Genomic DNA, 25,085 nt, shown 5'->3' on the forward strand with positions numbered 1-25,085 from the left:
ACGACATAATAAAAAGTCGTCCCGATTGATGGACGACTTCTACTACTCTTATTCTGTTTCTTACGATACTCGATCATCAAGCGAAGTGAAATTAAGATTCTCCATATCATCAAACTATAAAATAAAAGTTACTAAAAAAGTCGTCTTGGACGACTTTTCCTTAGTTCTAATTCGTTTGACAATATCATCTTAACACGGAATTTCACATCATTGTTCGTATATCATTCTCTATTCATTCGCTAGTTTTTCGTACTCCAATATATATACTCCATTACATCAAACTATGAAATTAAGATAATAAAAAGCTTTGCCTGCAGACGACTTTTCCTCATTTCTAATTCGTTTGACAATATCATCTTAACACGGAATTTCACATCATTGGTTGTATATCATTCTCTATTTATTCGCTAGTTTTTCGTACCCAAGATGTATACTCCATATCATCAAACTATGAAATAAAAGAAAATAAAAAGCCGTCCTTGTGGACGACTTTTCCTCATTTCTAATTCGTTTGACAATATCATCTTAACACGAAATTTCACATCATTGGTTGCATATCATTCTCTATTAATTCGCTAGTTTTTCATACTCCAAAATTGCTTTTTTTCTACGTCTATAGAATACATCTTTAGAGATATTCAGCTCAAATGCTACGTTACTCCAAGATTTTTGCTCTAAATAGTGGTTACGAAGTAATTGAGCATACTCTGGCTTGTAATTTTCAAGTGCTTCAAATATATTGTCTATTTTCTGGATATCTTCTTGTAAGCTCTGTAGCTCAGCTACTCTGTCAAGTACAGCATCAATATCATCTCTTATCTCATAACCTCTAGCGGCTACAACTTTTTCTATTTTTTGTTTAAGTTCTCTTAGTAACTTTGTATCGGTAGCATCATTGCCTATCGATGGAATTGCTTTTTCTTGGCTTTTCACTCCAGCAGGATAGTGCTCAAGATAACTGTGCGCTACTGACTCTAACTTTTGTTCTCTCTTAGACAAATACATGTGACTTGGCATTCCTCTAAGCTTATGATGTAGTTCCTGCAATTGATCATCTTGGTTTAGTCTACTAATTGTAATACCTGCACCTACAGAATATGTTTCCAGCACTCGCTTGCGTGCTACCAACCTCTTATAATTACTTAATTGTTCGACGACTTGTTGTTCAGTCATACCGATCACTCTCCTTAAACTATTATTTTTATGAAATAGAATATTTCGTGCAACGGCTTCATCATTTTTATACTTAAATACTCAATATTAATAGACTACAAACAATATAAAATGGTAAAATATAGTTATCAATTAAACTCATGCGGAGGTTCAAATGGCTAAAGAATTGATTAAAATAAACCTTGGTTTAGTGATGCCTATTGCAGAAATTGATAATTGTAAACCAGAACACTGGGCAGAAGTTAAAAGTATAATCATCTCAGCTCTTAATGATGTAGATGGCTATGAGTTTGAAACTAAAATAGTTAGTGAATCAAATAGCGTCGGATTAATCCACAAACGAATTGTCCAAGGGCTTTACAATTCCGATATTGTTATCTGTGATGTAAGTTGTAAAAATCCTAACGTAATGTTCGAACTCGGAATGAGACTGGCCTTTGATAAGCCAACCATAATTGTTAAAGATGACAAAACCAATTACTCGTTTGATACCGGTGTGATTGAGCATATTGATTACCCAAGAGATCTGAGATTCAGCAAAATAGTTGATTTTAAGAACACATTATTAACTAAAGTAATAGGAACTTACTTAGACTCTGTAAAAGACGCTGATCACTCACCTTTTCTGAAAAGCTTTGGTGACTTTAAATCTGTTACGATTGAATCTACAGAAGTGTCGGCTTCAAGTTTAATTCTAGAAATGCTCGATGATATTCAAACAGACATTATAGATTTAAAGTCTCAAATCAATTCGAAAAACTCTTCTACTGTTACTAAAATTAGATATAACGATCAGATAGAGATTAGAAACTTGTTTAATCAATATGTCCATGAAAATTCATCTGAAGTAATTAATTTTGAAGATGCATTGCAATATATTATAGACAAATCTAATAACAATTTATCTGAGGCAGACATTAAAGAACTTACGCTTAAGCTTATATAAGTTTTCAAATTTAATTCTGTTAGGGAATAAAATAAGCTTCCTTAATAATTTGCACTCTTAACGTGCCTTCTGTAATTTCTTTAGTTATCACCCTATTTGTTTCAGCATCGTAAGCAGCTACAAGAACTCCTTCCCCCATTGCTGTAACAATACTGGGGTTCTGCTTTTCAAATCGTTCCATATTAGCTAAAGCTTTCTGAACTAAATCCAATTGAACACCCTCATTTCACACTAATAATAGTTCAAGATTCCACAACGGATTTACCGCTTATATGAATTGAATTATGAATAGGTGTTGCTACCTGACTAAAGTACGACAGATTTTTATTCGACACTCCAAACAAATTTTCTTACCTTCAAGTAAGTACAGCTTTACCTTACTGCCACAGTGCAAGCAGCCAGGTGCATATTTACGAAGCATAATTCCTTTATCAGTAACAAAGACTTCGAGTGGATCTCCTTCCCTAATATCATAGGTCTGGCGAAGCTCTTTCGGTAAAACGATACGACCAAGATCGTCGATATGACGAACAATACCTGTTGCCTTCATATTGAATTCTCCTTTTGCTAGTGATACACTATTTCTAAGTTATTTTTATTGCTGGGCTATTGAGGCTCCTAACCCTCGATAGCCTTTTTCAATTCAGCGATTGCACTGTAATGTGCGTATTGTCAATGTCTTTTTCAAAAAGATATTCAATTGTACAATCCGGAAAAAAGTGGCGTTGAATCTTGCTTGCTTCATCAAGGTAAAATCTATTTCTTCCTTTTGTCTTATCTATAACTGTCGCATACCTAACACCTAGGAATTTGGCGAAGTCCCCCTTGTTAACGCCATTTCTCGCCATCTCGGCTTCCAAATTCCGAAACATTCAATCACCTCCATGAATACTCAATTTCGTATTTCATCTTCACTATATACTCAATTTCGTACCAAGTCAACTGTTTTACAAGGAAAAAGTGCGATATTGAATATTTACAATTTCTTTTAAACGTTATATACTGTAGTTGAATGTACGGTATTCCGTATGATTTTCAAGGAGGGTTTAAAGTGAAGTTAGCTGCTGCAGCAAAGCAACTCATTGAACAAAGCGGATTAAACACTAAGGTATTTGCTGAGAAAGCAGGATTACCTTATACAACACTGCGGTCTATGTTAGATCGCGGCTTCGGCAGATCTGCTGTAGAAAATGTCATCAAAGTCTGTAAAGCACTTGGTATAACAGTAGAAGAATTAGAAGCAATTGCTAACGGTAAATCATACGAACCTGAAACGATCGCAGCTCATCATGATGGCGAAGAATGGTCAGAAGAGGAACTTGATGAAATAGAGGCTTTTAAGAAGTTTGTAAGATCCAAAAGAAGTGAGAACTAATCGCATCCGAGGTGAAGTCAATTTGACTTATGATAATCTGCTACTTGAGGCAGAGCAGCAAGGAATTTACACCTATGAGAAACTCATGCCTCAAAAACTAAAAGGACTTTATAAAGATAGTGTAATTTGTATTAATAAGCGAATACATACTTCAATAGAAAAAGCGTGTATTTTGTCTGAAGAACTGGGACATTATCATACATCTACAGGAAATATCCTTAATCAGAAAGATATTCGAAATTGCAAGCAAGAGTATCGAGCTCGCTCCTGGGGTTATGAATATCTCATTCCTTTATCTAGAATTGTAGAAGCTGGACAAGCTGGTATCGAGGGGCGCCACTGTATTGCTGAGTGGCTTGGAGTAACAGAAGAGTTTCTACAACAAACAATCGATCACTATCAACGTAAATATGGTTTATATATCACCTATCAAAATTTTCTTCTGTATTTAGAACCACTAAGTATTTGTAAGCTGTAATCTTGCGTTTTACTAAAGCAAGGTGTTTTTTTTACACCAAAAATAGAACATATGTTCTATTTTTGGTGTAAAATCCGTTTTTGATTCTCTTCATAACAATTTTTCCGAATTTTAGACTTTATATAAGCTAAGTAAAAAAAAGAATCCGTAGAAAATTCTACGGATTCGATAAAGCGTTACATATGTTTGAAAAATATTATTAACCGATAGAACCTTCCATTTCGAATTTGATCAAACGGTTCATCTCAACCGCATATTCCATTGGAAGTTCTTTCGTGAATGGCTCAATAAAGCCCATTACGATCATTTGAGTCGCTTCGTCTTCACTTAGACCACGGCTCATCAGATAGAACAATTGCTCTTCAGATACTTTTGATACTGTTGCTTCATGCTCAAGAATGATATTATCATTCAAGATTTCATTGTAAGGAATAGTATCAGAAGTCGATTGATTATCTAAAATCAATGTATCACATTTAATATTAGATTTCGCGCCATCTGAGTTGCGTCCAAAATGAGCAAGACCACGATAAGAAACTTTACCACCATGTTTAGAGATGGATTTAGAAATAATCGTAGAACTTGTATCAGGTGCTAAGTGAGTCATTTTCGCACCAGCATCTTGAAGTTGACCTTTACCTGCAACAGCGATAGAAAGTACTGTACCTCTAGCGCCACGTCCACGAAGAACAACTGCAGGATATTTCATCGTTAGCTTAGAACCAATGTTACCATCGACCCATTCCATAGAAGCATTCTCATCAGCAACAGCACGCTTCGTTACTAGGTTATAGATGTTCGGAGCCCAGTTTTGAATCGTAGTATAACGAACACGAGAATCTTTCAAACAGATAATTTCTACTACAGCGGAGTGTAGAGAATTCGTGCTATATACTGGAGCTGTACATCCTTCAACATAGTGAACAGATGAACCTTCATCAGCAATAATTAACGTACGCTCGAATTGTCCCATATTCTCAGAGTTAATACGGAAGTACGCTTGCAATGGAACATCACACTGTACACCTTTTGGTATATAGATGAAGCTACCACCAGACCATACCGCACTGTTCAATGCAGCAAATTTATTATCGTTTGGAGGAATAATTGTACCGAAGTACTCCTTCATAATTTCTGGATATTCACGAAGTGCAGTATCGGTATCTGTGAAGATTACGCCCTGCTTCTCCAAATCCTCTTGCATGCTGTGATATACAACCTCAGATTCATACTGAGCTGATACACCAGCTAGAAACTTTTGTTCAGCTTCAGGAATACCTAGCTTATCGAAAGTTTCTTTAATTTCTTGTGGAACTTCTTCCCATGTTTTACCTTGCTTTTCAGAAGGTTTAACATAGTACTGAATATCATCAAAATCAAGATCAGACATATCGCCACCCCAAGTAGGCATTGGCATTTTGTTGAATGTCTCTAACGATTTCAAGCGGAATTCAAGCATCCATTCAGGTTCGTTTTTCATAGAAGAAATGGTACGAACGATTTCTTCTGTTAGACCTTTACCTGATTGAAAGATTGATTTATGCTCATCGCGGAAACCATATTTATAATCTTCCATTTCTGGCATTGACTTAGCCATGTTCCGTCACACTCCTTAAACTTTTCTTAGCTTCACGATTCCCTTTCTGAAAATGAAAAGTACATCGGAAGGTTGTACTGAATCTACTTCTTATCAATCTATATCGAATTATTTCTGTGATTCAATACCTTTGCGAAGGGCATTCCAAGCTAACGTAGCACATTTGATACGAGCAGGGAATTTATTCACACCAGATAGAGCTTCAATATCTTCAAGTTCCTCGAACTCTTCGTCCGCACCCTTCATTAATGAAGAGAAACGTTCAGCAAGTGCAAGTGCTTCTTCATATTTCAAACCTTTTACGGCTTCAGTCATCATTGATGCTGAACTCATACTAATCGAACAACCTTCGCCAGTATACTTGGCATCAGTAACAATACCATTTTCAAGCTGTAATTGCAGAGAAATACGATCGCCGCAAGTAGGATTGTTAAGTTGAATCGCTACTGACTCGTCTTGCATTTCTCCACGATTACGTGGGTTCTTATAGTGATCCATAATGACACGACGATATAAATCATTCAATTCCATAGCCGAAGAACTCCTTTGTCTGAATTAATGCTTCGACTAATTGATCAATTTCATCTGTTGTATTGTATACATAGAAGCTTGCTCTTGCCGTTGCAGAAACATTAAGCCAGCGCATAAGCGGTTGACAGCAATGATGTCCTGCACGTACAGCAATACCCTTCGTATCTAACACTGTTGCTACATCATGTGGATGCACTTCATCTAGATTAAAGGTTACTAATCCAACACGATCCTGTTTTGGACCGTATATCGTTAGGCCATCTACGTTAGACAATACATCATATGCATATTTGGTCAATTGCTTTGCATGCTCGTCAACGGCTTCCATCCCGATTTCCTCTAAGAAGTCAATTGCAGCACCTAAGCCGACAGCACCAGCAATAATAGGTGTACCCCCTTCAAAGCGATAAGGGATATCCTTCCAAGTAGAGTCATACAACTCTACGAAATCAATCATTTCACCGCCAAATTCAATTGGCTCCATATTCTCAAGCAGACTACGGCGACCATACAATGCACCGATTCCCGTAGGTCCACACATCTTATGACCTGACAATGCATAGAAGTCAACATCAAGATCTTGCACATCTACACGCATATGCGGTGTACTTTGTGCTCCGTCGACTACCATAACCGCACCATTACGATGAGCGATTGCTGCAAGCTCTTTAATAGGATTTACACAGCCAAGCACATTAGATACATAAGTTACAGAAACAATTTTCGTGTTACTTGTAATCGTAGCTTCTGCATCAGCTATAGAAATCGTTCCATCAGCTTGAAGAGGAATATATTTTAATGTTGCGCCTGTTGCTTTTGCTACTTGTTGCCAAGGGATAAGGTTACTGTGATGCTCCATTTGAGTTATCACGATCTCATCACCTTCACGACATACAGAGCGAGCATAGCTTGAGGCAACTAGATTAAGAGCAGTTGTCGTACCTCTTGTAAATACGATCTGCTCCGGCGAAGGAGCATTAATAAACTTAGCCACCTTCTCACGAGCACCTTCATAAGCATCAGTTGCACGAGATCCCAATGAATGTACACCACGATGTACATTCGCATGATCAAGTTCATAATATTTACTCACCGCATCAATGACGGAACGCGGCTTCTGTGAAGATGCCGCGCTGTCTAGATAAACGAGTGGATGCCCGTTAATCTCTTGATGCAATATCGGAAATTGTTCCCGAATCGCATTTATATTCATCCTTGAAGCTTCCTTTCAAGTAGACGCTGCAATTGATCACGAACTGCTTCAACTGGAACTTCTGACACGACTGGAGCTAAGAATCCATGTATGATCAAACGCTCAGCATCTTCCTTAGTAATACCGCGTGACATTAGGTAGTAGACTTGTTCAGGGTTAACCTGACCAACACTTGCCGCATGTCCTGCAGTTACATCATCCTCATCAATGAGTAGAATCGGATTGGCATCACCACGAGCTTTCGGACTAAGCATAAGAACCTTCTCAGCTTGAACACCGTTAGCTTTTGTTGCGCCGTGCTCGATTTTCGTAATACCGTTAATGATTGCTGAAGAAGAATCACGCATAACGGCACGAGTAACCATGTTACTATCAGAGCTTTTACCGAAGTGAACAGCCCCCGTTGTTAAGCTTAATTGTTGTTTGTTTTGACCTACACTAATAATTTTCGCATCGGAAGATGATCCTCTGCCCATAAGGACAGATTTCGTATCAGAAACAGTATTACCATCATTCAAGTCTCCGATAATCCATTCAACACGACCATCATTCTCGATAATTGCACGACGTAGAGAAAGATCTACACCGTTATCAGATAAAGCATGTACAGTTCCAAAACGAACTTGTGCGCCAGCTTTAACGAAAACTTCTACAATAGCTGGATGAGTGAAGTTAGCTGTTACAGATTCTTTAATAGAAACTGCAGAGTCAACGTAAGTTACTCGGCTATTCTCATCAGCAACGATTACGATATGTGGAGCAAAAGTAGCTTCTGCATTGTCATTGAATAGTACTGCTTGAAGTGGAAGTTCAACTTCAACATTTTTCGGTACGTATACGAATACGCCACCATTCCATATTGCTGCATTCAAAGCTGTCAGCTTATCTTCATCTACCTTAACCGCTTGGAAAAGATATTGTTGAACTAGCTCACCATGTTCTTTGCACGCTGTTTCAAGATCAGTGAAGATAACACCTTTACTTGCTAATTCAGCAGATAATTGTGACCAAACAACGCCACTATTTTTCTGAACAAGTAAGTTTTCAGTTCCTTCAGCAATCAATTCTTGTACAGATGCAGGTAGCTCACTAATGGAGTTTACTGCTGTTGATGTTTCATATTGTCCAACCGCCGAAAGATTCCAGCGTTCGATTTTCACCTTTTCAGGTTTTGGCCATGGTAAAGTTGTTGAAAGTTCAGCACCTTTACCACGAAGTTCAACTAGCCAGCTAGGTTCACCCTTGCTATGTGCTAATGTCTCCGCAGATTGACGATCGGTTGGAGAAGTTAATTGTGTACTCATTGCAAATGCCTCCTTCTCCGATTAGGCCTGGCCAACCGTTTCATCAGTAATGCCAAGTTCTTCTTTAACCCAGTCATATCCTTCTTTCTCAAGACGTTGTGCAAGTTCAGGTCCACCAGATTTTACGATGCGACCTTGCATCATTACGTGTACGAAGTCAGGAGTGATATAGTCAAGAAGACGTTGGTAATGCGTAATAATTAAGAATCCACGTTCTTCTGAACGCATTGCATTCACGCCATTAGCTACGATACGAAGTGCATCGATATCAAGACCAGAGTCAATCTCGTCAAGAATAACTAATTTGGGATCAAGCAACATCATTTGAAGAATTTCGTTACGTTTTTTCTCACCACCAGAGAAACCTTCATTCAAGTAACGGTGAGCAAATTCAGGGTTCATCTCAAGTTCTTTCATTTTTGCTTCCATTTGGCGAATGAATTTGATCAATGAAATTTCGCTTCCTTCTTCACGACGAGCGTTAATTGCGCTACGTAAGAAGTCAGAATTTGTTACTCCAGAAATTTCAGATGGGTATTGCATTGCAAGAAACAGACCAGCACGAGCACGCTCATCAACTGCCATTTCAAGTACGTCTTCGCCGTCAAGTGAAACCTCTCCGCTAGTTACTTCGTATTTCGGATGACCCATCAACGCAGAAGCCAATGTTGATTTACCAGTACCGTTAGGTCCCATAATCGCATGGATTTCTCCGCCTTTAATTTCAAGGTTGATTCCTTTAAGTATTTCTTTTCCTTCGATCTCTGCTTTAAGACCTTCGATGACAAAATGCGTCGACATAATATTTAATCCCTCCAAAGGTTATTAACAATATAAATGATTATTGATTCTCATTGATTCTCAATAATCATTATAATTTAGTTTTAGTTATAAATCAATGAGTCAGCGACTTTATGCAAATTTATACCACATCAATACAAGTTCACATCAGAGAGCCTTCGTAAATCGATGTCTATTACGTTACGAAGCCATTCATCGTTATCAAAGCCCACTTATTGAACTACCTCTTCCAATGAAAGTTCAAGAAGTGGGCTTTCAGAATCGAGAAGATGACCCACAGCGGAAACGAGTAGCACAGCGTACGTATTGTGTACGTGAGCACACGCAGGCTTTCGATGGGGGACATATTCGATGTCGAGTAACCTACAAAGCCATTCATCGTTATCAAAGTTCGCTTATTGAACTACCTCTTCCATTGAAAGTTCAAGAAGTGGGCTTTCAGAACCAAGAAGATGACCCACAGCAGAAACGAGTAGCGCAGCGTACGTATTGTGTACGTGAGCACACGCAGGCTTTCGATGGGGGACATATTCGATGTCGAGTAACCTACAAAGCCATTCATCGTTATTAAAGTTCGCTTATTGAACTACCTCTTCAAGTGCAAGTTTAATTTCATTGTACTTCTGCTCAAACACCTCATCCGTCAGAACAGGAACTAAGTTACTTTCAGTAAGCTCGTCCTCTATTCTTACCCATGATTTGCAGCCCGTATAAGGAACACGCATCGGTGGCATTACTGGACTTTCCAAACGATAAACACGCATAATTAACAGATGAAGTGGATTTTTCTTCTTCCACTTCAACCTTTCTGTTGCAAATTCATCTGTCCATATATGTAAATCGCGTAATGCTTGTAGCTGATTTTCACTAGTTATTTCAATGTCCTCAACAACTTTAGCATACCCTTCAAGCTTCATATGCGACTGAGTAGGGGTCCAATCAGTCATCGTAGCAGCTATTCGTCCTTGAAATGGTTCTTTGAGCAAATGCTCCTTTTGATGTTCATATGCAGGCATTAAATAAAATTGTGGAGATAGTAGTTCGAAATCTCTAGTTTCTTCGACAATTCCACCTTTACGCATAACAAATATTAACTCTCCTTGCAATAAGGCTCCTACTGTAACTGCCCATTCTTTTAAAGCAATAGCTTTATTTTCTGTTGGCATCGTTTGAATTGCTCCTTTCTATTTCACATGCTTAAAAGTCATTGAAAATTCATATAAATTCACTAGGAATTACAAATTACTTATACCACGTCGTAGCAATATCTATTATACTATAACTTATGGTGTATGAACGATATTGATAATGGAGGTGGACGGTATGTCATCATATCATCCTTTAACAGAGCAAGAAGCTATAGAAATTGCTCTTGGTATGGAACAATTTTTCCCGGCAAATGCTTCTTTGAATTGTAAAGAAATCGGCGATGGGAACTTGAACCTCGTTTTTCATATTACAGATGAAGTAAGTGGCAAGAGCTTAATTATGAAACAAGCACTTCCTTATGCTAAAGTCGTCGGCGAATCTTGGCCGCTTTCACTTGACCGTGCACGAATCGAAAGTGAAAAGCTAATATTGGAAGGTAAGTTAGCTCCTGGTTTGGTACCTCAAGTATATAAATACGATTCAGAGCTATCTTTAACTATTATGGAGGATTTGAGCGATCATATCATTATGCGTCAAGGATTAATTGAAGGTAATCAATATCCACTGTTCGCAGATCATATCTCTACCTTTATGGCCAATACACTTTTCCTAACATCAGATCTAGGAATGAATCAGCAAGATAAAAAACTTCTTGTAAAAAGCTTTATCAACCCTGATCTATGCAAAATCACTGAAGACTTAATTTTTGATGATCCATACACACTATCTACTAATAACAATTACGAAGAAGCGATTGAAGATGCAGCTTCAGCGTTACGCAGTAATGATCAACTTCATCTTGAAATAGCTATTCTAAGAGAGAAATTCCTTACAAAAGCTGAAGCCTTACTACACGGTGATCTTCATACAGGAAGTATCTTCATTAAACAAGGTTCTACTAAAGTTATCGATCCAGAATTCGCATATTATGGTCCTATGGGCTTCGATATCGGGGCAGTATTCGCTAACTTAATATTAAATTACGCGGGTCAAGAACATTGGATCGCTGATGAGAATCAACGTGAAGCTTACCGCAACAACTTACTTGATACAATTGTTTCCATTTGGAATCAATTTCAAGATAAATTTATAACACTTTGGAATGAGCGTGGTGTTGACCGCATCGCTAATGAAGCTAGTGGATATAAGGCATACTATATGCAACATTTACTTCAAGATGCTGTAGGTTTCACTGGGGCAAAAATGGTACGACGTATTGTTGGGCTTGCACATGTCGCTGACATCGATCGTATTCCGAATGACGCCGTGCGTAATATTGCACAGCGTAAAACTTTAGCGATTGGTACTGAATTGATCATTCGTAATCGTTCGATTCAATCCATTGATGAGCTCGTTCAAATTGTTAAGCGCAACTAGAGAAATAGAACATGAGTAGAGAGGAATTATTATAATGACTGAAAAATATGTTGGACTACAATCTGTAATTTGGAAAGATGGAGTGATTGATCTTCTTGATCAACGTCTACTGCCTGAAGAAATTATTTATCTAAAATTAACGACTCAAGAGAGTGTTTGGGAATCTATTCAATCTATGCAAGTTCGTGGTGCTCCTGCGATCGGTATAGCTGCAGCATATGGCGTTGTTATTGCAAGTCAACATGCAGCAACTACTGAACAATGGATTGCATCTGTACATGAATCCGCTAAATATTTGGCAACTTCTCGTCCTACAGCTGTTAACCTGTTCTGGGCTTTAGATCGTATGACAGCAGCTGCCGATCAATATATGGCTCAAGGCTTCTCACTTGCTGATTGCAAAGTAGCACTTGAACAAGAAGCGATTGCAATTCAAACACAAGATGAAGAAACTAACCGTCAAATCGGTGAATATGCACTATCTCTTTTCAAAGAAGATATGGGTGTCCTAACTCACTGTAATGCTGGTGGTCTTGCTACAGCAAAATACGGTACAGCACTAGCTCCTTTCTACCTTGCAAAAGAGCGTGGCATGAACTTGCGTGTATTCGCTGACGAAACTCGTCCGGTACTTCAAGGTGCTCGCCTAACAGCATTTGAATTACATGAAGCTGGTATTGATGTAACGCTAATTTGCGATAATATGGCTGGTATGGTTATGTCAAAAGGCTGGGTAGATGCAGTAATCGTTGGTACTGACCGCGTAGCCGCTAATGGTGATGTTGCCAACAAAATTGGTACGTACAGTGTAGCAGTTCTAGCTAAAGCACACGGTATTCCTTTCTATGTAGCTTGCCCACTTTCAACAATCGACTTGAATACTCCAACAGGTAGCGAGATTCCGATTGAAGAACGTCCAGCGGAAGAAGTAACTGAAGGATTTGGCAAACGTACTGCTCCACAAGGAGTAAAAGTATTCAATCCTGCATTCGATGTTACTCCTAATGAATATGTAACAGGTATTATCACTGAAAAAGGTATTGTTACAGCTCCGTTCGAGGAAAATCTTCGCAAATTGTTCAGCAACTAAATAGTTCTTCTATAATTAAAGTCTTGTTCTCCTTTGGGGTTCAAGGCTTTTTTATTATTATTTATTTAATCATCATTTATTTATTTAATTTTATTAATAATTTTTTATCATTATTTAATGTTAATTAATAAAAAAGTATTGAAAACGTAATCAAATGATGATAATCTATTATTGTAATAAAAAATTATCATTAAGTAAGAAAATATTATCATTTCCTTCTAACCCTTAACTCATACTCAATTCACAGAAAGGAGGTACGCAATGAGTATCAAAAACAGAGCTATTTTAGAAAAACATTTTCCTATTGCTTCTTTTATAGCAGCTATAATAGGTCCCAAATGTGAAGTCGTCATACATGATATTGATAATTTAGAACATTCTATTATCCATATTGAGAACGGATACATTAGCGGAAGAAAAATTGGTGATGGTTCAACTGATCTAGTATTAAAGTTGCTACAAGATAAAACCTACCAGAACGAAGCTTATATCGCTAACTACAAGAGTAAGGGTTCTAACGGCCAATCTTATCGTTCCTCTACTTTTTTTATCAAAGATGAAAATGGTACACTCGTCGGAATGATGTGCCTTAATATTGACATTACGCATTTGGATGTTGCTGCAAGCTGGATTCAAGATATTCTAACAGGTGGCGGCTTAATTCCATCGTCAACAGAAACTCCTTTGAAAGTTGCTGATGACAAACCAGCAATTGAGTATTTACAAGGCAATGTTGACGATATACTTACTCATGTTATTGAAACTATAGTAGCCCAATCAGAAATACCACTTGACCGACTCTCTTCTTCCGAAAAAATGGAACTCGTCAAACAATTGAATGATCAGGGCGTATTTTTGTTAAAGGGTGGCGTTATGCAAGTTGCTAAAGCGTTAAATACTTCTGAACCAACAATATACCGTTATCTTCAGAAATTAAAAGACTAGTTTGGTTATGCTTCAGGAGCAACTTTTCATTTACGATAAGTATATCTAGGAAGCTAATGAAAAGTTTTAGGGTGGTGGGAATATGAAAACAAGCTTTGATAAATTGATTAGCCGTTTTGGTACCAATAGTGCAAAATGGGACGGTTGTGCTTTATCTAACGGTAGTGATGTTATTTCATTATCGGTTGCAGATATGGATCTACAAGCTCCTCAACAAATTATTGATAAAGCAATGGAATTTGCATCTCATGGAGTTTACGGCTACACAGAGTTGTATGAAAAATACTATCTAGTCGTCCAAATGTGGCTTCAACGTAGATATCAATGGGAGGTCCTTACAGATTGGATTGTGTTCTGTCCAAGAATTGTACAAGCCGTTTCATTGATCATTCAAGATTTCTCTGAACCAGGTGATGCTGTTTTGATGCATACACCAGCATATCAACCTATAGCTAATGCTGTAGCATTGAATGACAGAAAATTTGTAGCGAGTCCTCTCCTACTCAACAACGGTCGATATGAAATTGACTTTGATGATATGGAGCGTCATATGAAATCAGGAGTTAAATTACTAATTCTATGCTCACCACACAATCCGACGGGTAGAGTTTGGACAATAACGGAATTAGAGAAAATGGCTTCACTTTGCGTTCAGTATGATGTACTTATTGTATCCGATGATATTCATGCAGATTTTATACGACCTAATCATGAACATACCATTATCGCTCGATTAAGCGAACAAATTGCAGAGCGTAGCATTATCTGCACCTCACCTGGTAAAACATTTAATTTAGCAAGTATTGAAATCGCTAATATTATTATTCCTAATCTGCAACTTCGCAAAAAATTTCAAAATAGTTTACTAAAAGCTGGCATTCACAATCCTACATTTTTTGCAGTTCCACTATTAGAAGTAGCCTATGAGGAATGTGATGTTTGGCTACAGCAATTACAAATATATCTCGAATCTAATCTTCAATTTGTAAGCGCATTTATTAAAGACCATTTTTCAAAACTCAAGGTGATCGAGCCAGATGGCACGTATCTACTATGGATTGATTGCAGAAATTTATTTCATGATGAACAACAAATTAAAGAATGGATTGTTACGAATTCAAGGGTAAGTGTAAGTTTCGGTAGCTCGTTTGGTTCACAAGGAAATGGCTTTATTAGAATTAATCTAGCTGCTCCAAAAGTAATACTTGAAGAAGCACTTCATCGCATGCTCGCAACGTATTCATCTATTAACTAACTAGAGTTTTATACTTTATAACGAGGTGAACCCATATGAGTAATTCTAAAGTACAAGTTCAGAAAGAACACAAACTCCCTACATTATTTCAAGCGTTGTTACCAATAATCTCTATGATTGTTTTTTTAAGTTTTGGATATGTATTATTTGAACTACCACCTGAGCCATTAATTATATTATCTGCTATTGTTGCTGGTTGCGTTGCACTTAGTCTTGGTTACTCTTACAATGACATGATGGAAGCGATTTCTGGTAAAATTGCTAAAACAATGCCCGCAATCTTAATTCTTATTACTGTTGGTTTTATGATAGGAGCATGGATGGTCGGCGGAACGATTCCAATGATGATTTACTATGGTTTGAAAATTATCGATCCTCAGTTCCTCATTATTACTGCATTATTAGTTACTGCTGTAGTTTCTTTATGTACTGGTACTTCATGGGGTTCTGCTGGTACAATTGGTGTCGCATTTATGGGCGTAGCAGCTGGCATGGATATAAATTTGTATGCTGTTGCTGGTGCTGTCGTAGCTGGTGCTTACTTTGGTGATAAATTATCCCCATTATCAGACACAACAAATATCGCAGCTCTTGCTACTGGCGTAAACTTATATGAACATATTGGTCATTTACTATATACGACTGTTCCTTCATTCATAGTAGCTGCTATCGTATATGTCGTAACTGGATTAAATTCTGGCGCTGCTGACGCAGTAATCCCTGAAAAAGTAGACACAATTTTAACTACCCTCGATACGATATTTGACTGGAATATTTTATTAATACTACCTATTATTATTGTTCTTGCTGGATCCATTTTGAAAAAGCCTACAATTCCAGTCATGTTAATTGCATCAATCGTTGCTATGATGAATGGTATGCTTATTCAAGGATTTACTATTCAAGATGTTATTGTTTCCGTTGTAAACGGATTCAATGTAACCATGGTTAATATTGCTGGATTTGATTCTACTAATGTAATCTATGATATTACACGACTACTAAATCGTGGCGGTATGAGTTCAATGATGTCAACATTACTAATCTGTTTCTGTGCTATTACATTCGCAAGTATTGTTTCTATGACAAAATCACTTGAACTTATTATTAATAAACTACTTCAAAAAGTAAAATCTACTGGTTCACTAATCCTTATGACTATTGCCGTTGGTCTTACTATGATTGGGGTTACAAGTAACGGTCAAATCTCTATTTTAATGCCAGGAGAAATGCTTCGAGAAGCTTATGTTCGTAGAGGAATTCATCCAAAAAATCTTGGTCGTACGATTGAAGATTCAGCGACGATAATTGAGCCGATTCTACCTTGGACAGCTGCTGGTGCTTATATGGCGGGGACGCTCGGCGTTGCTACTCTTGATTACCTGCCATGGGCTGTTCTATGTTGGAGTGGTATTATATTCGCTGCAATTTGGGGTTACACTGGCTTTGGTATTGCAAAACTTTCTCCTGAACAGCAACAAGAGATGCTTAAAGAATATGATGAGCTAATTGAAATCACTACAACAAAATAATAAGTGGTTAGGAACAGAATAAACATGCTTAGATTAATATGCAAATACGAAAGGAAGTCATACACATGAGTAATACAAAAATAATTCACACTAATGAAGCTCCACAAGCGATCGGTCCTTATTCACAAGCAGTCCAAGTTGGTAATCTACTATTTACATCTGGTCAACTTGGTATTAATCCATTAACTAATGAATTCCCTACAACAGTCCTAGAACAAGCTCAGCACTCCCTTAGCAATGTTAAAGCAATTGTAGAAGCTGCTGGTGCAACGATGTCTCAAATCGTTAAGACAACTGTCTTCCTTAAAGATATGAACGACTTTGCTGCAGTAAATGAAGTTTATGCTAGCTTTTTCACTGAGCCATTCCCAGCCCGAAGTGCTGTTGAAGTAGCTCGTCTACCAAAAGATGCACTAGTTGAAGTTGAAGTAATCGTTTCACTTTAATTAATCTCTAGACTTGAGTTCAACTAAAAGCACGACATGACTATGGAACTGACCCCCGTTTTTGAGACAGGGATCAAAACACCTTCTATGCAACCAGTTTTCGATATTCAATCGGAGACTGGTTGTTTAGTTTCGTTTGAATGCGAAAGTTGTTATAATAATAAATGTAATCACTGACTGTCTGTTCGACGATTGCAGTCGTTGTACAGGTCAAATGGTCGAGATAGAATGTTTCGCACTTTAGTGTGGCGTGAAACGATTCAATGGGGGCATTATCAGCGGGCGTACCTTTACGGGACATGCTCATGGTAATGCCTTTTCGTTTTACAGCTTCCTGGTAAGCATTTGATGTATACACTGAACCTTGATCGCTATGTAATAAACAGTCCTGAGGTAACTCTGGGAGTTGATTTAGCGTGTCGAGTACACAATCTATATTTTGTTTTGAATGAATGGTATAGGCAATGATTTCACCGTTATACAAGTCTTTAATACTCGAAAGATACAACATCTGCTGTCCAAATGGCAAGTACGTAATATCTGTAACAAGTTTTTGAAGAGGGTGTTCTGCCTTGAATTCACGTTTAAGTACGTGCTCCGCCACGATGGAAGGTTGTCCTATAGCTTTGTGTTTCTTTGGTTTTACACGGCATTGTAAGCCATATTGTCGCATCAAACGTTGTACCACTTTATGATTTACATGAACGGTCCGATGGATTAATGCTGTAATTTTACGATAACCCAATCTAAACTTATGCGAAATACAATACTGACGAATAAGCGTAACGAGGTTTTCGCTTTTCTCGTTTTTCTGATGTTTCTTCCAGCGATAATACGTCGCTCTCGATATGTTTAATGCCTCACAAACTAGTTTAACTGGCAGCTCTACATGATGTTTGATAAAGGCAATGGCTACCTCTCTATCCACGTCCTTACCCACGCCTTGTACTTTTTTAGCACGTCTATTTGTTGCTTTAAGAAACGAACCTCTGCTTGTAACTTTTCTATTTCAGAAGAGAATTCAGGTCCTTTAGCAAAGCTATATTGCTTCCCTACAGGTTGCTCTAAGCGATGGAGCTGGCCTTCGCGATACCAACGCATCCATGTTTCAAGTTGTGTTTTATTTCGAATATTCAATTCATACATGACTTGCTTAACAGGAATACCTTGCAGCCTCATTTCAATTGCATTCATTTTTATTTCCACTGGATAACTCACTCTTGTTCCCATAAAAAAATACACCTCCAAGTTGTATTCATATCTTACGACATGATTTACATTTCTTGAAGGTGTTTTGATGTGTCTCACGTTATGGGGTCAGTTCCCTATGTTGTATAATCATGTCGTGCTTTTTAATTTATTACATTCACATCAGCGCATACAATAAGTTTACTACTTCATAGCATGTAATAACTTTTGCATTAACTTAGCTGCTTCAGCACGAGTTCCTAATCCTTGTGGATCGAATGTCGTAGCTGATTTACCATCGATGAACCCTGAGCCGTAGACTGCATTAATTGATTCTACTGCCCATGGTGCAGCTTTATCTATATCCCCGAACGGAGTTTCCACTCCCGTTAATGGGTGACCTTGAGCAAATAGATAAGCTCTTGCAATCATGACCGCCATTTCTTGACGCTCAACGTGATCATTTGGTGCAAAACTTGTGCTTGATCTTCCATTTACAATTCCCGCTTCAACAGCAGCCGAGATTGCATCAGCATACCAGCTATTGCCCACTACATCATCAAAACTAGTTTCTCCATTAGCTTCAAGACCAAGCATACGAACTAACATCGTTGTAAATTCTGCTCTCGTTACTTCTTGTTTAGGTGCATACTTATCAAGTGAAATTCCTTGAATAATTCCTTTTGCTAATAATTCTTTAATATATTTATTCGCCCAATAATCTGTAGCTACATCATCGAACTGTTTATCGTAATTAACGACAATGTATTTGGTATTCGCTTGTACTTCTGCTTGTAATTTATCATCTACAATTCTACTTGATACGTACATGAATGTACCATCTGCTTTGACCTCATATAATCCAACTGTAGCATTTTGCTGCTCTTTTGTTAGCGGAATAGCAATTGTTACTTTATTAGCTTGATTACTAACCGATTTGTTCGAGTTATCCGTTGCCTTAACTTCAAATACATTACTTATTGCCGTCACTTGTGCTTTAGCTAGATTGCCGGCTGTAGCTGCAAGTTCATGGGCATTGTCCCTCTCACTCACGACTTGAACTTGAATCGTAGAATTAGATTTGCTCCAAGTTGAATAGACGTCACTTGGAATATTCATTGTCCATTGACTCGTGTTAACTTGTAGGTTTCTGCCATTAAGCAAAGTGGCTGCATTCGCAGGTAAAACGATTACTGTAACGTTATCGTTCGTAGTAATAACGACCATATCATTATTAGTCGAAATTAACTGCTCCTCTGTAATATTTAATATGCTCTCTACCGTTTCTTCCAGAACTTCTACACCACCATTGCCTGTGCCAGGGTTCGGACTCGGAGTGGGAGCTAGTGTTGGTTCTGGCGTTGGACTAGGCGTTGGCTCTGACGTCGGTTCTGGTGTTGGACTAGGCGTTGGCACTGGCGTCGGTTCTGGTGTTGGAGTAGGTGTTGGTTTTTTATCAGTAGGTAACATGACCTCATCTAATACTTCTCCAGCAACGTTTTTTACTACGACATAAATACCTTCGCCATCAGTTAATACTTCCGTATAAATTTGTGTATTTGCTTCATATACAACATCTTGCCAATAATAAGGCGTTAAGCCATAGAACTTAGGACCTGAAGAACCACCAATTAAATACATCGTTCCTTCTTCATTGTTATCTACGATCTCGCCACCATTCATATTAAATGTGCGAAGATAAATATGATCGTGACCATTCATTACAAGATCTACACCATATTGATCAAAAATCGGCACCCAATATTTTTGTACATCCTTATTCTGATACGTACTTCCATATGGTCCTTGATGGAAGAAGACAATGATCGACGATGCATTACTTTCCGCCAAATCTTTCTCTAGCCATGATGATTGTTCAATTATCCCTTCTGTGCCCATCTCTGTGTTTAATACGACAAAATGAGTATCTGCTATATCATAAGAGAATGAAGTGCCATTTGTTAATGTAAGCTCGTTATCTGGATTATTGAATTGAGATAAATAATCACCTGTTCCATTGTCTCCATATACTTCGTGATTACCAATTATCGGTACTAATGTTGTATTCATTAACTCACTTTGTACCGCATTGAACCACCAATTCCATTGCTCAAGCTCATATCCACTATCGACCATATCACCAGCATGGACGATCATATCTACATCTGTTAGTGGTGTATCAGACAGCGCTTTATCTACTACTGCTCCCCATAGATCGAAACCAGCGGCATTCGCAGCTTGTGAATCCCCAAAGAATAAGAATTTTGCAGAATCTTGATTAATATCAGTTGTTTTGAATTGGCCTGAATTACTAACATTAGTAGCTCCATCGCCTACTCGGTATATATATTCTGTACCAGGTTTTAAGTCGGTCAACTCAACTTGATGAATTCGTACAGTGCCATCATTTGCAGTTGTATATAAATAATTTGTGCCTTCGACTTTCAACACATTGTCTGCTGCAAAAGTAGTAAACTCAGATTTTTCCACTAGCTCTACTACCGTCGACTTCACATCTGCACTTGTTTTCCATGAAACATTACGAGCAGTTGTTGCTTCATTACCGAAGGTCACATTAATATGCATCGGAGCTACTGTTCCAGCAGATGCCGCAACAACAAATGACATTATTGGACTATAATTATCTTCTTTCACCACTTGTATATTGTACGTACCTGATGTCGTGGTTACTTCATCTGTTATCAGTTGACCATTAACATCAGAAGTCGATGCAATAATCGTTCCATTAAACATCATTTGCGCTTCCTCAATTGGCTTTTGACTAGCTTTATCTACTATTGTAAATACTGCAGGCTCGCCTTTGGAAGTAGCATGATGATCCCAAGTTAACTCATATTTACTTTGAACATCCATATTAAACGAGTCGCCTTTATAATTAATATCCGATTTTGAAGCAGTCTCAACAATTCCTTTTAATACTTTTAGCCCAATTGACTTTTTCGGATTAGCTTTTAATTCTGTTAACGTATATGGTCCCAAATAGTCTGATTTCATTCGATATCTTATACTACCAATTGAATCTGTAGCTGATAGTTTGGCAGCGGCTAGATCACTTAGTGTTAACTTCATTAATTCATTTGTTTCATCAACAGTAAAATCTACTATACTGTTAGATAATTTACTATTTGGAAGAAACTCAATATTCTCCATCGCACTTGGCATATAACTGAACTCTAACTGACCAGCTATTAATTCATTTGCACCTTTTGCTGTAATATCAAATGAATACGTTTGACCTACGTATACAATATCTTCAGTCTTATATTCGTAATATGGAGATCCTAAATTAATTTTGAAATTCCATGCTTTAATTGTTTGGTTTCCTGCTAAGTCACGAACTGCAATTTTCACAGTATGATTACCTTCGCTTAACGGTTCTGTCGGTACATAACTGATTTCACCTTTAGGTGGGTAGAAACCATGTGTTACTAAAACACCATCCACATATAGACGAGTTTTATTAGGGTCAATCAATGTAGTACCTGGATGAGTTGTAGCATCATATCCAGCATCCTGTGCAGTAATTTTTATAGTTGGTGTAGCTGTATTAACCATTGCACCTTCTGCTGGAGAGAATGATACAATCTCAGGTTCATCATAATCAATACCTTCTACTGGGCCATATGTTACTGTAATATCATCGATATAAATAGCACCAGCATCTTTTTTAGCAGAACTAGTCTCCATATATCTTACTTGTTTCTCGATTGTTAATGGCAATGTACGTCCTGCTGGAACAGCTGCTTCTACATACTTCCAACCTACCCAATCGACACCTTTAGTCTGATCAGTAAAGTCAATTGCAATGGCAGCATTGTTTCCATCACGAAGTTGCGCACGTAGCCAATGACCTTTACCATCACCATAAACCCACATACCGATTTTTTCGGGATATCCAGGAATGGCAATTCTAGTGTCCACACCTGTTGATTGTAGGTAAGCACCAGATGTAGACTCTCTACCTGTGAAATCATAAGATAATTTAACTGCTGCATTTCCATTTCGCACGAAATCTTGATCAGTAATCCAATCAATTTCGAATAAGTTAGCACGATCTGCTGCAGCTACATAATTTCCAATGCCATTCTCAAAATCTTCTAACACGACAGGCGGAATTCCAACATTTACTGTAAATGAATCCGTTACTTCACCAAAACTTACACTAATAGTTCCGGATTGACCTGATTCAGAAGTTGCTGTGAAAATACCGTTGTCATCTACAGTACCAATATTTCCTGTAACGCTCCAATCTAGATCATTATTACTTGTTGCTACTACTTGACCATTGCGAGTCGCTTTAACATTTAATTGAACAATTTCACCAGATGTATATGTTTTTTCTTCATTAGGGAAATCTAATGCTGTTAATGTATCAATGATTTCAATTGTCGCTTCTCCAGTAACGTTACCAGCATTGACATGAATAGTTGCCTCACCAGCTTGTTGACTTGCAGTAAATTGACCTTCATCATTAATCGTTCCGAAAGCTTCATCTACAGACCATTTCAGATCTGTAGCGACATTAGTTGGATGATAGTTCGCATCAAGTGCTGCACCTTCGAATGAAATAGTTGAGCCTATAAGAACACGTTCCACACTTGGAGTAACTGCGATTGAAGATGCAGAATTTAACTCCGGAGCAGTATTTACTAACAATAGTCCATTACCAGTACTGCGCTCATATCCATCTGATCCTGAGTTAACCATTGTCGCTTCTTGTTGACCAGGAAGTTTTGCGATGAGTGTTGACGAACCGCCTCCGTCTAAATTCATCGCTTGAACAACACCCATTTCAACAAGTAACTTACCAACTTGCATCATTTCAAGCCCATCACTAAATCCAGGCTGACGACCATCTACTTCGAAAAATACTACAGTTCCATCTGCTTTTGTTCCTATCGCTGTACGTGGATGAGTGCCTTCAGGTCCTACATTTTGTGGAACTCCATTTTCTACAAGTGGCCCATTACCACCAATTGCAGTTGTTACATTTGCAAAGTTATTTGATAATTCAAAATTAGCCGTAACCGTTTGTCCCACTTGCAGCGCTTCAATAATCGATGTTTTATTACCGGACGCTGACAATACAACTTTACCTTCCGTTAGCGTTGTATTTCCTTGCCCTACCTTAACTTCTGATACTGTCATTACTAGGTTAGATCCGTTCGCTACTTCGCCTGAAACAACATCAAGAACAACTTCAACACCTTGTGTTGATGAACCAGTTGAGATTCCATATTTATTCGTAAACATTACAAGTTGGTTATTATCACGATAGCGATTTACACTAGTTAATTCTGTAGTTGTTCCATCTATCGAAATTGTTTTTGTTAATGAAACATTACCATACACTGATTCGCCAGCAGCAGTCATACCGAATGCATAACTACTTCCAGGGCTGATCAATATTTCACCATCCGCCACAAAAATTCCATTAGGTACGCCAGTTGCATGACCTGAAATTTCATAGAAGTCACCATTAATCCCTGCAATGACGCGGCTGCCCTCTGCATCAACATAATCAGCCATTTGTGAAAGTGGCTTCATACCTGAAACATAACCATTCTTTGTGGCACTAACTAATTCAAGATTTGAATTAGTGGGATCAAACTCCACTGTATGTACTTTCTGTACTCTATCCTCCACATTCATGTCCATCCAAGTATATGTAGCTCCAAATCCGAGTTCACTTTGTCTCATATCAACAACTTCACCATAGCTCCAACTTGGAGTAACAGGTAATGCCGCATTGACCTTAATGATAGGTTGTAACATTGACAATACAATTGCTACCACCATGATACTAGCAATAGATTTGTACATCTTCTTCAACATGCTCAGCTCCTTATATGTATGTATTATGCTAGCTAAGTATATTCATTAATAATTAAGGCATTGTTTTCATAGTATTAATAAATTATGTGTGTTATTGAAAATATTAGTGAAAGCAATAAAATTACATGGTAATAAAAGGATAATAGATTTTATCAAATTAATTATTATTACACGTTCAATAAAAAAACCATTAACCTACATGCCGGCTAATGGTTACTTGCATATGATATAGTGAGTCTTCAACTATTATTACATATTTCAGTACGTTTTACGCAACTACTATAACATCTTTTCTAATGCATCTTTCCCTCTCATACCCACGGTTACGCCAAGTTCTTCTGCTGTATCTGTAATTGATTCTAATGGGGCATCCATCAGTTCTTCCAAAGTGCGCACACCTACCGCCCGTCCTGCAATAATTGCTCGATCTTTAAGCTTATTATTCAGCAAACTCACATCAAGTGCTCCACACATAATATAGCCCTTATCTGTAGAAATGGATAACAGCGTTGTCTTGGGCAACTTTACTTCCGTACCAATTACTGTAGCACCGCTACTTAATTGAAACGGTATCATTTTAATCATACTGTATGCACCTCTCGTAGCTCATTGGTATTGTTAACGTATGTTACTATATGCATCAAATGCTTGTAAGTTAACAACGAATATAGCTAAATATATAGAAACAATATTTTTCATATTTCCCAATTTAAAATATATTTCTTTCGTAAAACCCGCATAAACCGAGATTAATGACCCATTTAGTAGCTTGACAGTTAAAAAAGCATGACTTTATACCTTGACAATTTTCTAAATTAAATCATTTAAG

General features: G+C 37.7%; 23 protein-coding genes. 10 read left to right on the forward strand and 13 right to left on the reverse strand.

Annotated elements, in window-relative coordinates:
* Positions 1–567 precede the first annotated feature (567 nt).
* Complete coding sequence (locus NAG76_22985) at positions 568–1,173, reverse strand: RNA polymerase subunit sigma-24 (protein ID URN94646.1); 606 nt, start codon at positions 1,171–1,173, stop codon at positions 568–570.
* Positions 1,174–1,327: 154 nt separating this feature from the next.
* Here NAG76_22985 and NAG76_22990 point away from each other — a divergent pair, with 154 nt between their 5' ends.
* On the forward strand, positions 1,328–2,119 hold the full coding sequence (locus NAG76_22990) for a hypothetical protein (protein ID URN94647.1): 792 nt from the start codon (positions 1,328–1,330) through the stop codon (positions 2,117–2,119).
* A 19-nt stretch (positions 2,120–2,138) separates the two neighbouring features.
* Here the strand turns inward: NAG76_22990 and NAG76_22995 are convergent, their stop codons facing one another.
* The 3 genes from NAG76_22995 to NAG76_23005 all read right to left on the reverse strand — a co-directional run bounded on the left by NAG76_22995 (position 2,139) and on the right by NAG76_23005 (position 2,991).
* Positions 2,139–2,330 (reverse strand): hypothetical protein, encoded by a 192-nt coding sequence (locus NAG76_22995; protein URN94648.1) that lies wholly within the window; start codon positions 2,328–2,330, stop codon positions 2,139–2,141.
* A gap of 87 nt (positions 2,331–2,417) precedes the next feature.
* Positions 2,418–2,669 carry an AbrB/MazE/SpoVT family DNA-binding domain-containing protein gene (locus tag NAG76_23000; GenBank protein ID URN94649.1) on the reverse strand — a complete coding sequence of 84 codons (252 nt, stop codon included), beginning with the start codon at positions 2,667–2,669 and terminating at the stop codon, positions 2,418–2,420.
* 88 nt (positions 2,670–2,757) lie between these two features.
* Positions 2,758–2,991, reverse strand: coding sequence for an XRE family transcriptional regulator (locus tag NAG76_23005; protein URN94650.1), 234 nt, complete (start codon positions 2,989–2,991; stop codon positions 2,758–2,760).
* A gap of 179 nt (positions 2,992–3,170) precedes the next feature.
* On the opposite strand from NAG76_23005, the gene NAG76_23010 reads away from it, so the two are divergent.
* Positions 3,171–3,494: a helix-turn-helix transcriptional regulator gene (locus NAG76_23010; protein URN94651.1), complete on the forward strand. Its 324-nt coding sequence runs from the start codon at positions 3,171–3,173 to the stop codon at positions 3,492–3,494.
* Positions 3,495–3,516: 22 nt separating this feature from the next.
* The gene (locus NAG76_23015) at positions 3,517–3,972 is read left to right on the forward strand and encodes an ImmA/IrrE family metallo-endopeptidase (GenBank protein URN94652.1); all 456 of its coding nucleotides are present in this window, start codon (positions 3,517–3,519) and stop codon (positions 3,970–3,972) included.
* A gap of 199 nt (positions 3,973–4,171) precedes the next feature.
* On the opposite strand, the gene sufB is transcribed toward NAG76_23015, so the two are convergent.
* The 5 genes from sufB to sufC form a co-directional block, all read right to left on the reverse strand.
* A complete protein-coding gene (gene sufB, locus NAG76_23020) occupies positions 4,172–5,569 on the reverse strand; it encodes a Fe-S cluster assembly protein SufB (GenBank protein ID URN94653.1) in 1,398 nt (465 codons plus the stop codon).
* 108 nt (positions 5,570–5,677) lie between these two features.
* Complete coding sequence (locus NAG76_23025) at positions 5,678–6,100, reverse strand: SUF system NifU family Fe-S cluster assembly protein (protein URN94654.1); 423 nt, start codon at positions 6,098–6,100, stop codon at positions 5,678–5,680.
* Entirely contained in the window at positions 6,087–7,313 is a 1,227-nt protein-coding gene (locus tag NAG76_23030; protein ID URN94655.1) for a cysteine desulfurase, read from the reverse strand. The genes NAG76_23025 and NAG76_23030 overlap by 14 nt, the downstream gene beginning before the upstream one ends.
* Positions 7,310–8,617: a Fe-S cluster assembly protein SufD gene (gene sufD / locus NAG76_23035; protein URN94656.1), complete on the reverse strand. Its 1,308-nt coding sequence runs from the start codon at positions 8,615–8,617 to the stop codon at positions 7,310–7,312. The genes NAG76_23030 and sufD overlap by 4 nt, the downstream gene beginning before the upstream one ends.
* Positions 8,618–8,638: 21 nt before the next feature.
* On the reverse strand, positions 8,639–9,418 hold the full coding sequence (sufC, locus tag NAG76_23040; GenBank protein ID URN94657.1) for a Fe-S cluster assembly ATPase SufC: 780 nt from the start codon (positions 9,416–9,418) through the stop codon (positions 8,639–8,641).
* Positions 9,419–9,515: 97 nt separating this feature from the next.
* Here sufC and NAG76_23045 point away from each other — a divergent pair, with 97 nt between their 5' ends.
* Positions 9,516–9,989 (forward strand): hypothetical protein, encoded by a 474-nt coding sequence (locus tag NAG76_23045; protein ID URN94658.1) that lies wholly within the window; start codon positions 9,516–9,518, stop codon positions 9,987–9,989.
* 7 nt (positions 9,990–9,996) lie between these two features.
* On the opposite strand, the gene NAG76_23050 is transcribed toward NAG76_23045, so the two are convergent.
* Positions 9,997–10,584, reverse strand: a complete 588-nt coding sequence (locus NAG76_23050; protein URN94659.1) for a DUF1802 family protein — start codon at positions 10,582–10,584, stop codon at positions 9,997–9,999.
* Positions 10,585–10,741: 157 nt separating this feature from the next.
* Between NAG76_23050 and mtnK the strand changes: the two genes are divergently transcribed.
* The 6 genes from mtnK to NAG76_23080 all read left to right on the forward strand — a co-directional run bounded on the left by mtnK (position 10,742) and on the right by NAG76_23080 (position 17,212).
* Positions 10,742–11,944 carry an S-methyl-5-thioribose kinase gene (mtnK, locus tag NAG76_23055; GenBank protein ID URN94660.1) on the forward strand — a complete coding sequence of 401 codons (1,203 nt, stop codon included), beginning with the start codon at positions 10,742–10,744 and terminating at the stop codon, positions 11,942–11,944.
* Between the two features lie 34 nt (positions 11,945–11,978).
* Positions 11,979–13,034 carry an S-methyl-5-thioribose-1-phosphate isomerase gene (gene mtnA, locus NAG76_23060; protein URN94661.1) on the forward strand — a complete coding sequence of 352 codons (1,056 nt, stop codon included), beginning with the start codon at positions 11,979–11,981 and terminating at the stop codon, positions 13,032–13,034.
* Between the two features lie 261 nt (positions 13,035–13,295).
* The gene (locus NAG76_23065; protein URN94662.1) at positions 13,296–13,979 is read left to right on the forward strand and encodes a PAS domain-containing protein; all 684 of its coding nucleotides are present in this window, start codon (positions 13,296–13,298) and stop codon (positions 13,977–13,979) included.
* 82 nt (positions 13,980–14,061) lie between these two features.
* Positions 14,062–15,234, forward strand: a complete 1,173-nt coding sequence (locus tag NAG76_23070; GenBank protein ID URN94663.1) for a pyridoxal phosphate-dependent aminotransferase — start codon at positions 14,062–14,064, stop codon at positions 15,232–15,234.
* A 35-nt stretch (positions 15,235–15,269) separates the two neighbouring features.
* Positions 15,270–16,766 carry a Na+/H+ antiporter NhaC gene (nhaC, locus tag NAG76_23075; protein ID URN94664.1) on the forward strand — a complete coding sequence of 499 codons (1,497 nt, stop codon included), beginning with the start codon at positions 15,270–15,272 and terminating at the stop codon, positions 16,764–16,766.
* Between the two features lie 65 nt (positions 16,767–16,831).
* Complete coding sequence (locus NAG76_23080; GenBank protein ID URN94665.1) at positions 16,832–17,212, forward strand: RidA family protein; 381 nt, start codon at positions 16,832–16,834, stop codon at positions 17,210–17,212.
* Positions 17,213–17,297: 85 nt separating this feature from the next.
* Here NAG76_23080 and NAG76_23085 read toward each other — a convergent pair.
* From NAG76_23085 to NAG76_23095, 3 genes are all read right to left on the reverse strand, one after another.
* A protein-coding gene (locus tag NAG76_23085; protein ID URN94666.1) for an IS3 family transposase occupies positions 17,298–18,442 on the reverse strand; the annotation gives its coding sequence in 2 pieces (ribosomal slippage) (positions 17,298–18,157 and positions 18,157–18,442; 1,146 coding nt in all).
* A gap of 162 nt (positions 18,443–18,604) precedes the next feature.
* The gene (locus NAG76_23090; protein URN94667.1) at positions 18,605–24,256 is read right to left on the reverse strand and encodes an S-layer homology domain-containing protein; all 5,652 of its coding nucleotides are present in this window, start codon (positions 24,254–24,256) and stop codon (positions 18,605–18,607) included.
* Between the two features lie 279 nt (positions 24,257–24,535).
* Positions 24,536–24,841: a DUF1805 domain-containing protein gene (locus NAG76_23095; GenBank protein ID URN94668.1), complete on the reverse strand. Its 306-nt coding sequence runs from the start codon at positions 24,839–24,841 to the stop codon at positions 24,536–24,538.
* Positions 24,842–25,085: the final 244 nt, after the last annotated feature.

The organism is Candidatus Pristimantibacillus lignocellulolyticus (assembly GCA_023639215.1).
Taxonomy (GTDB): Bacteria; Bacillota; Bacilli; order Paenibacillales; family Paenibacillaceae; genus Pristimantibacillus; species Pristimantibacillus lignocellulolyticus.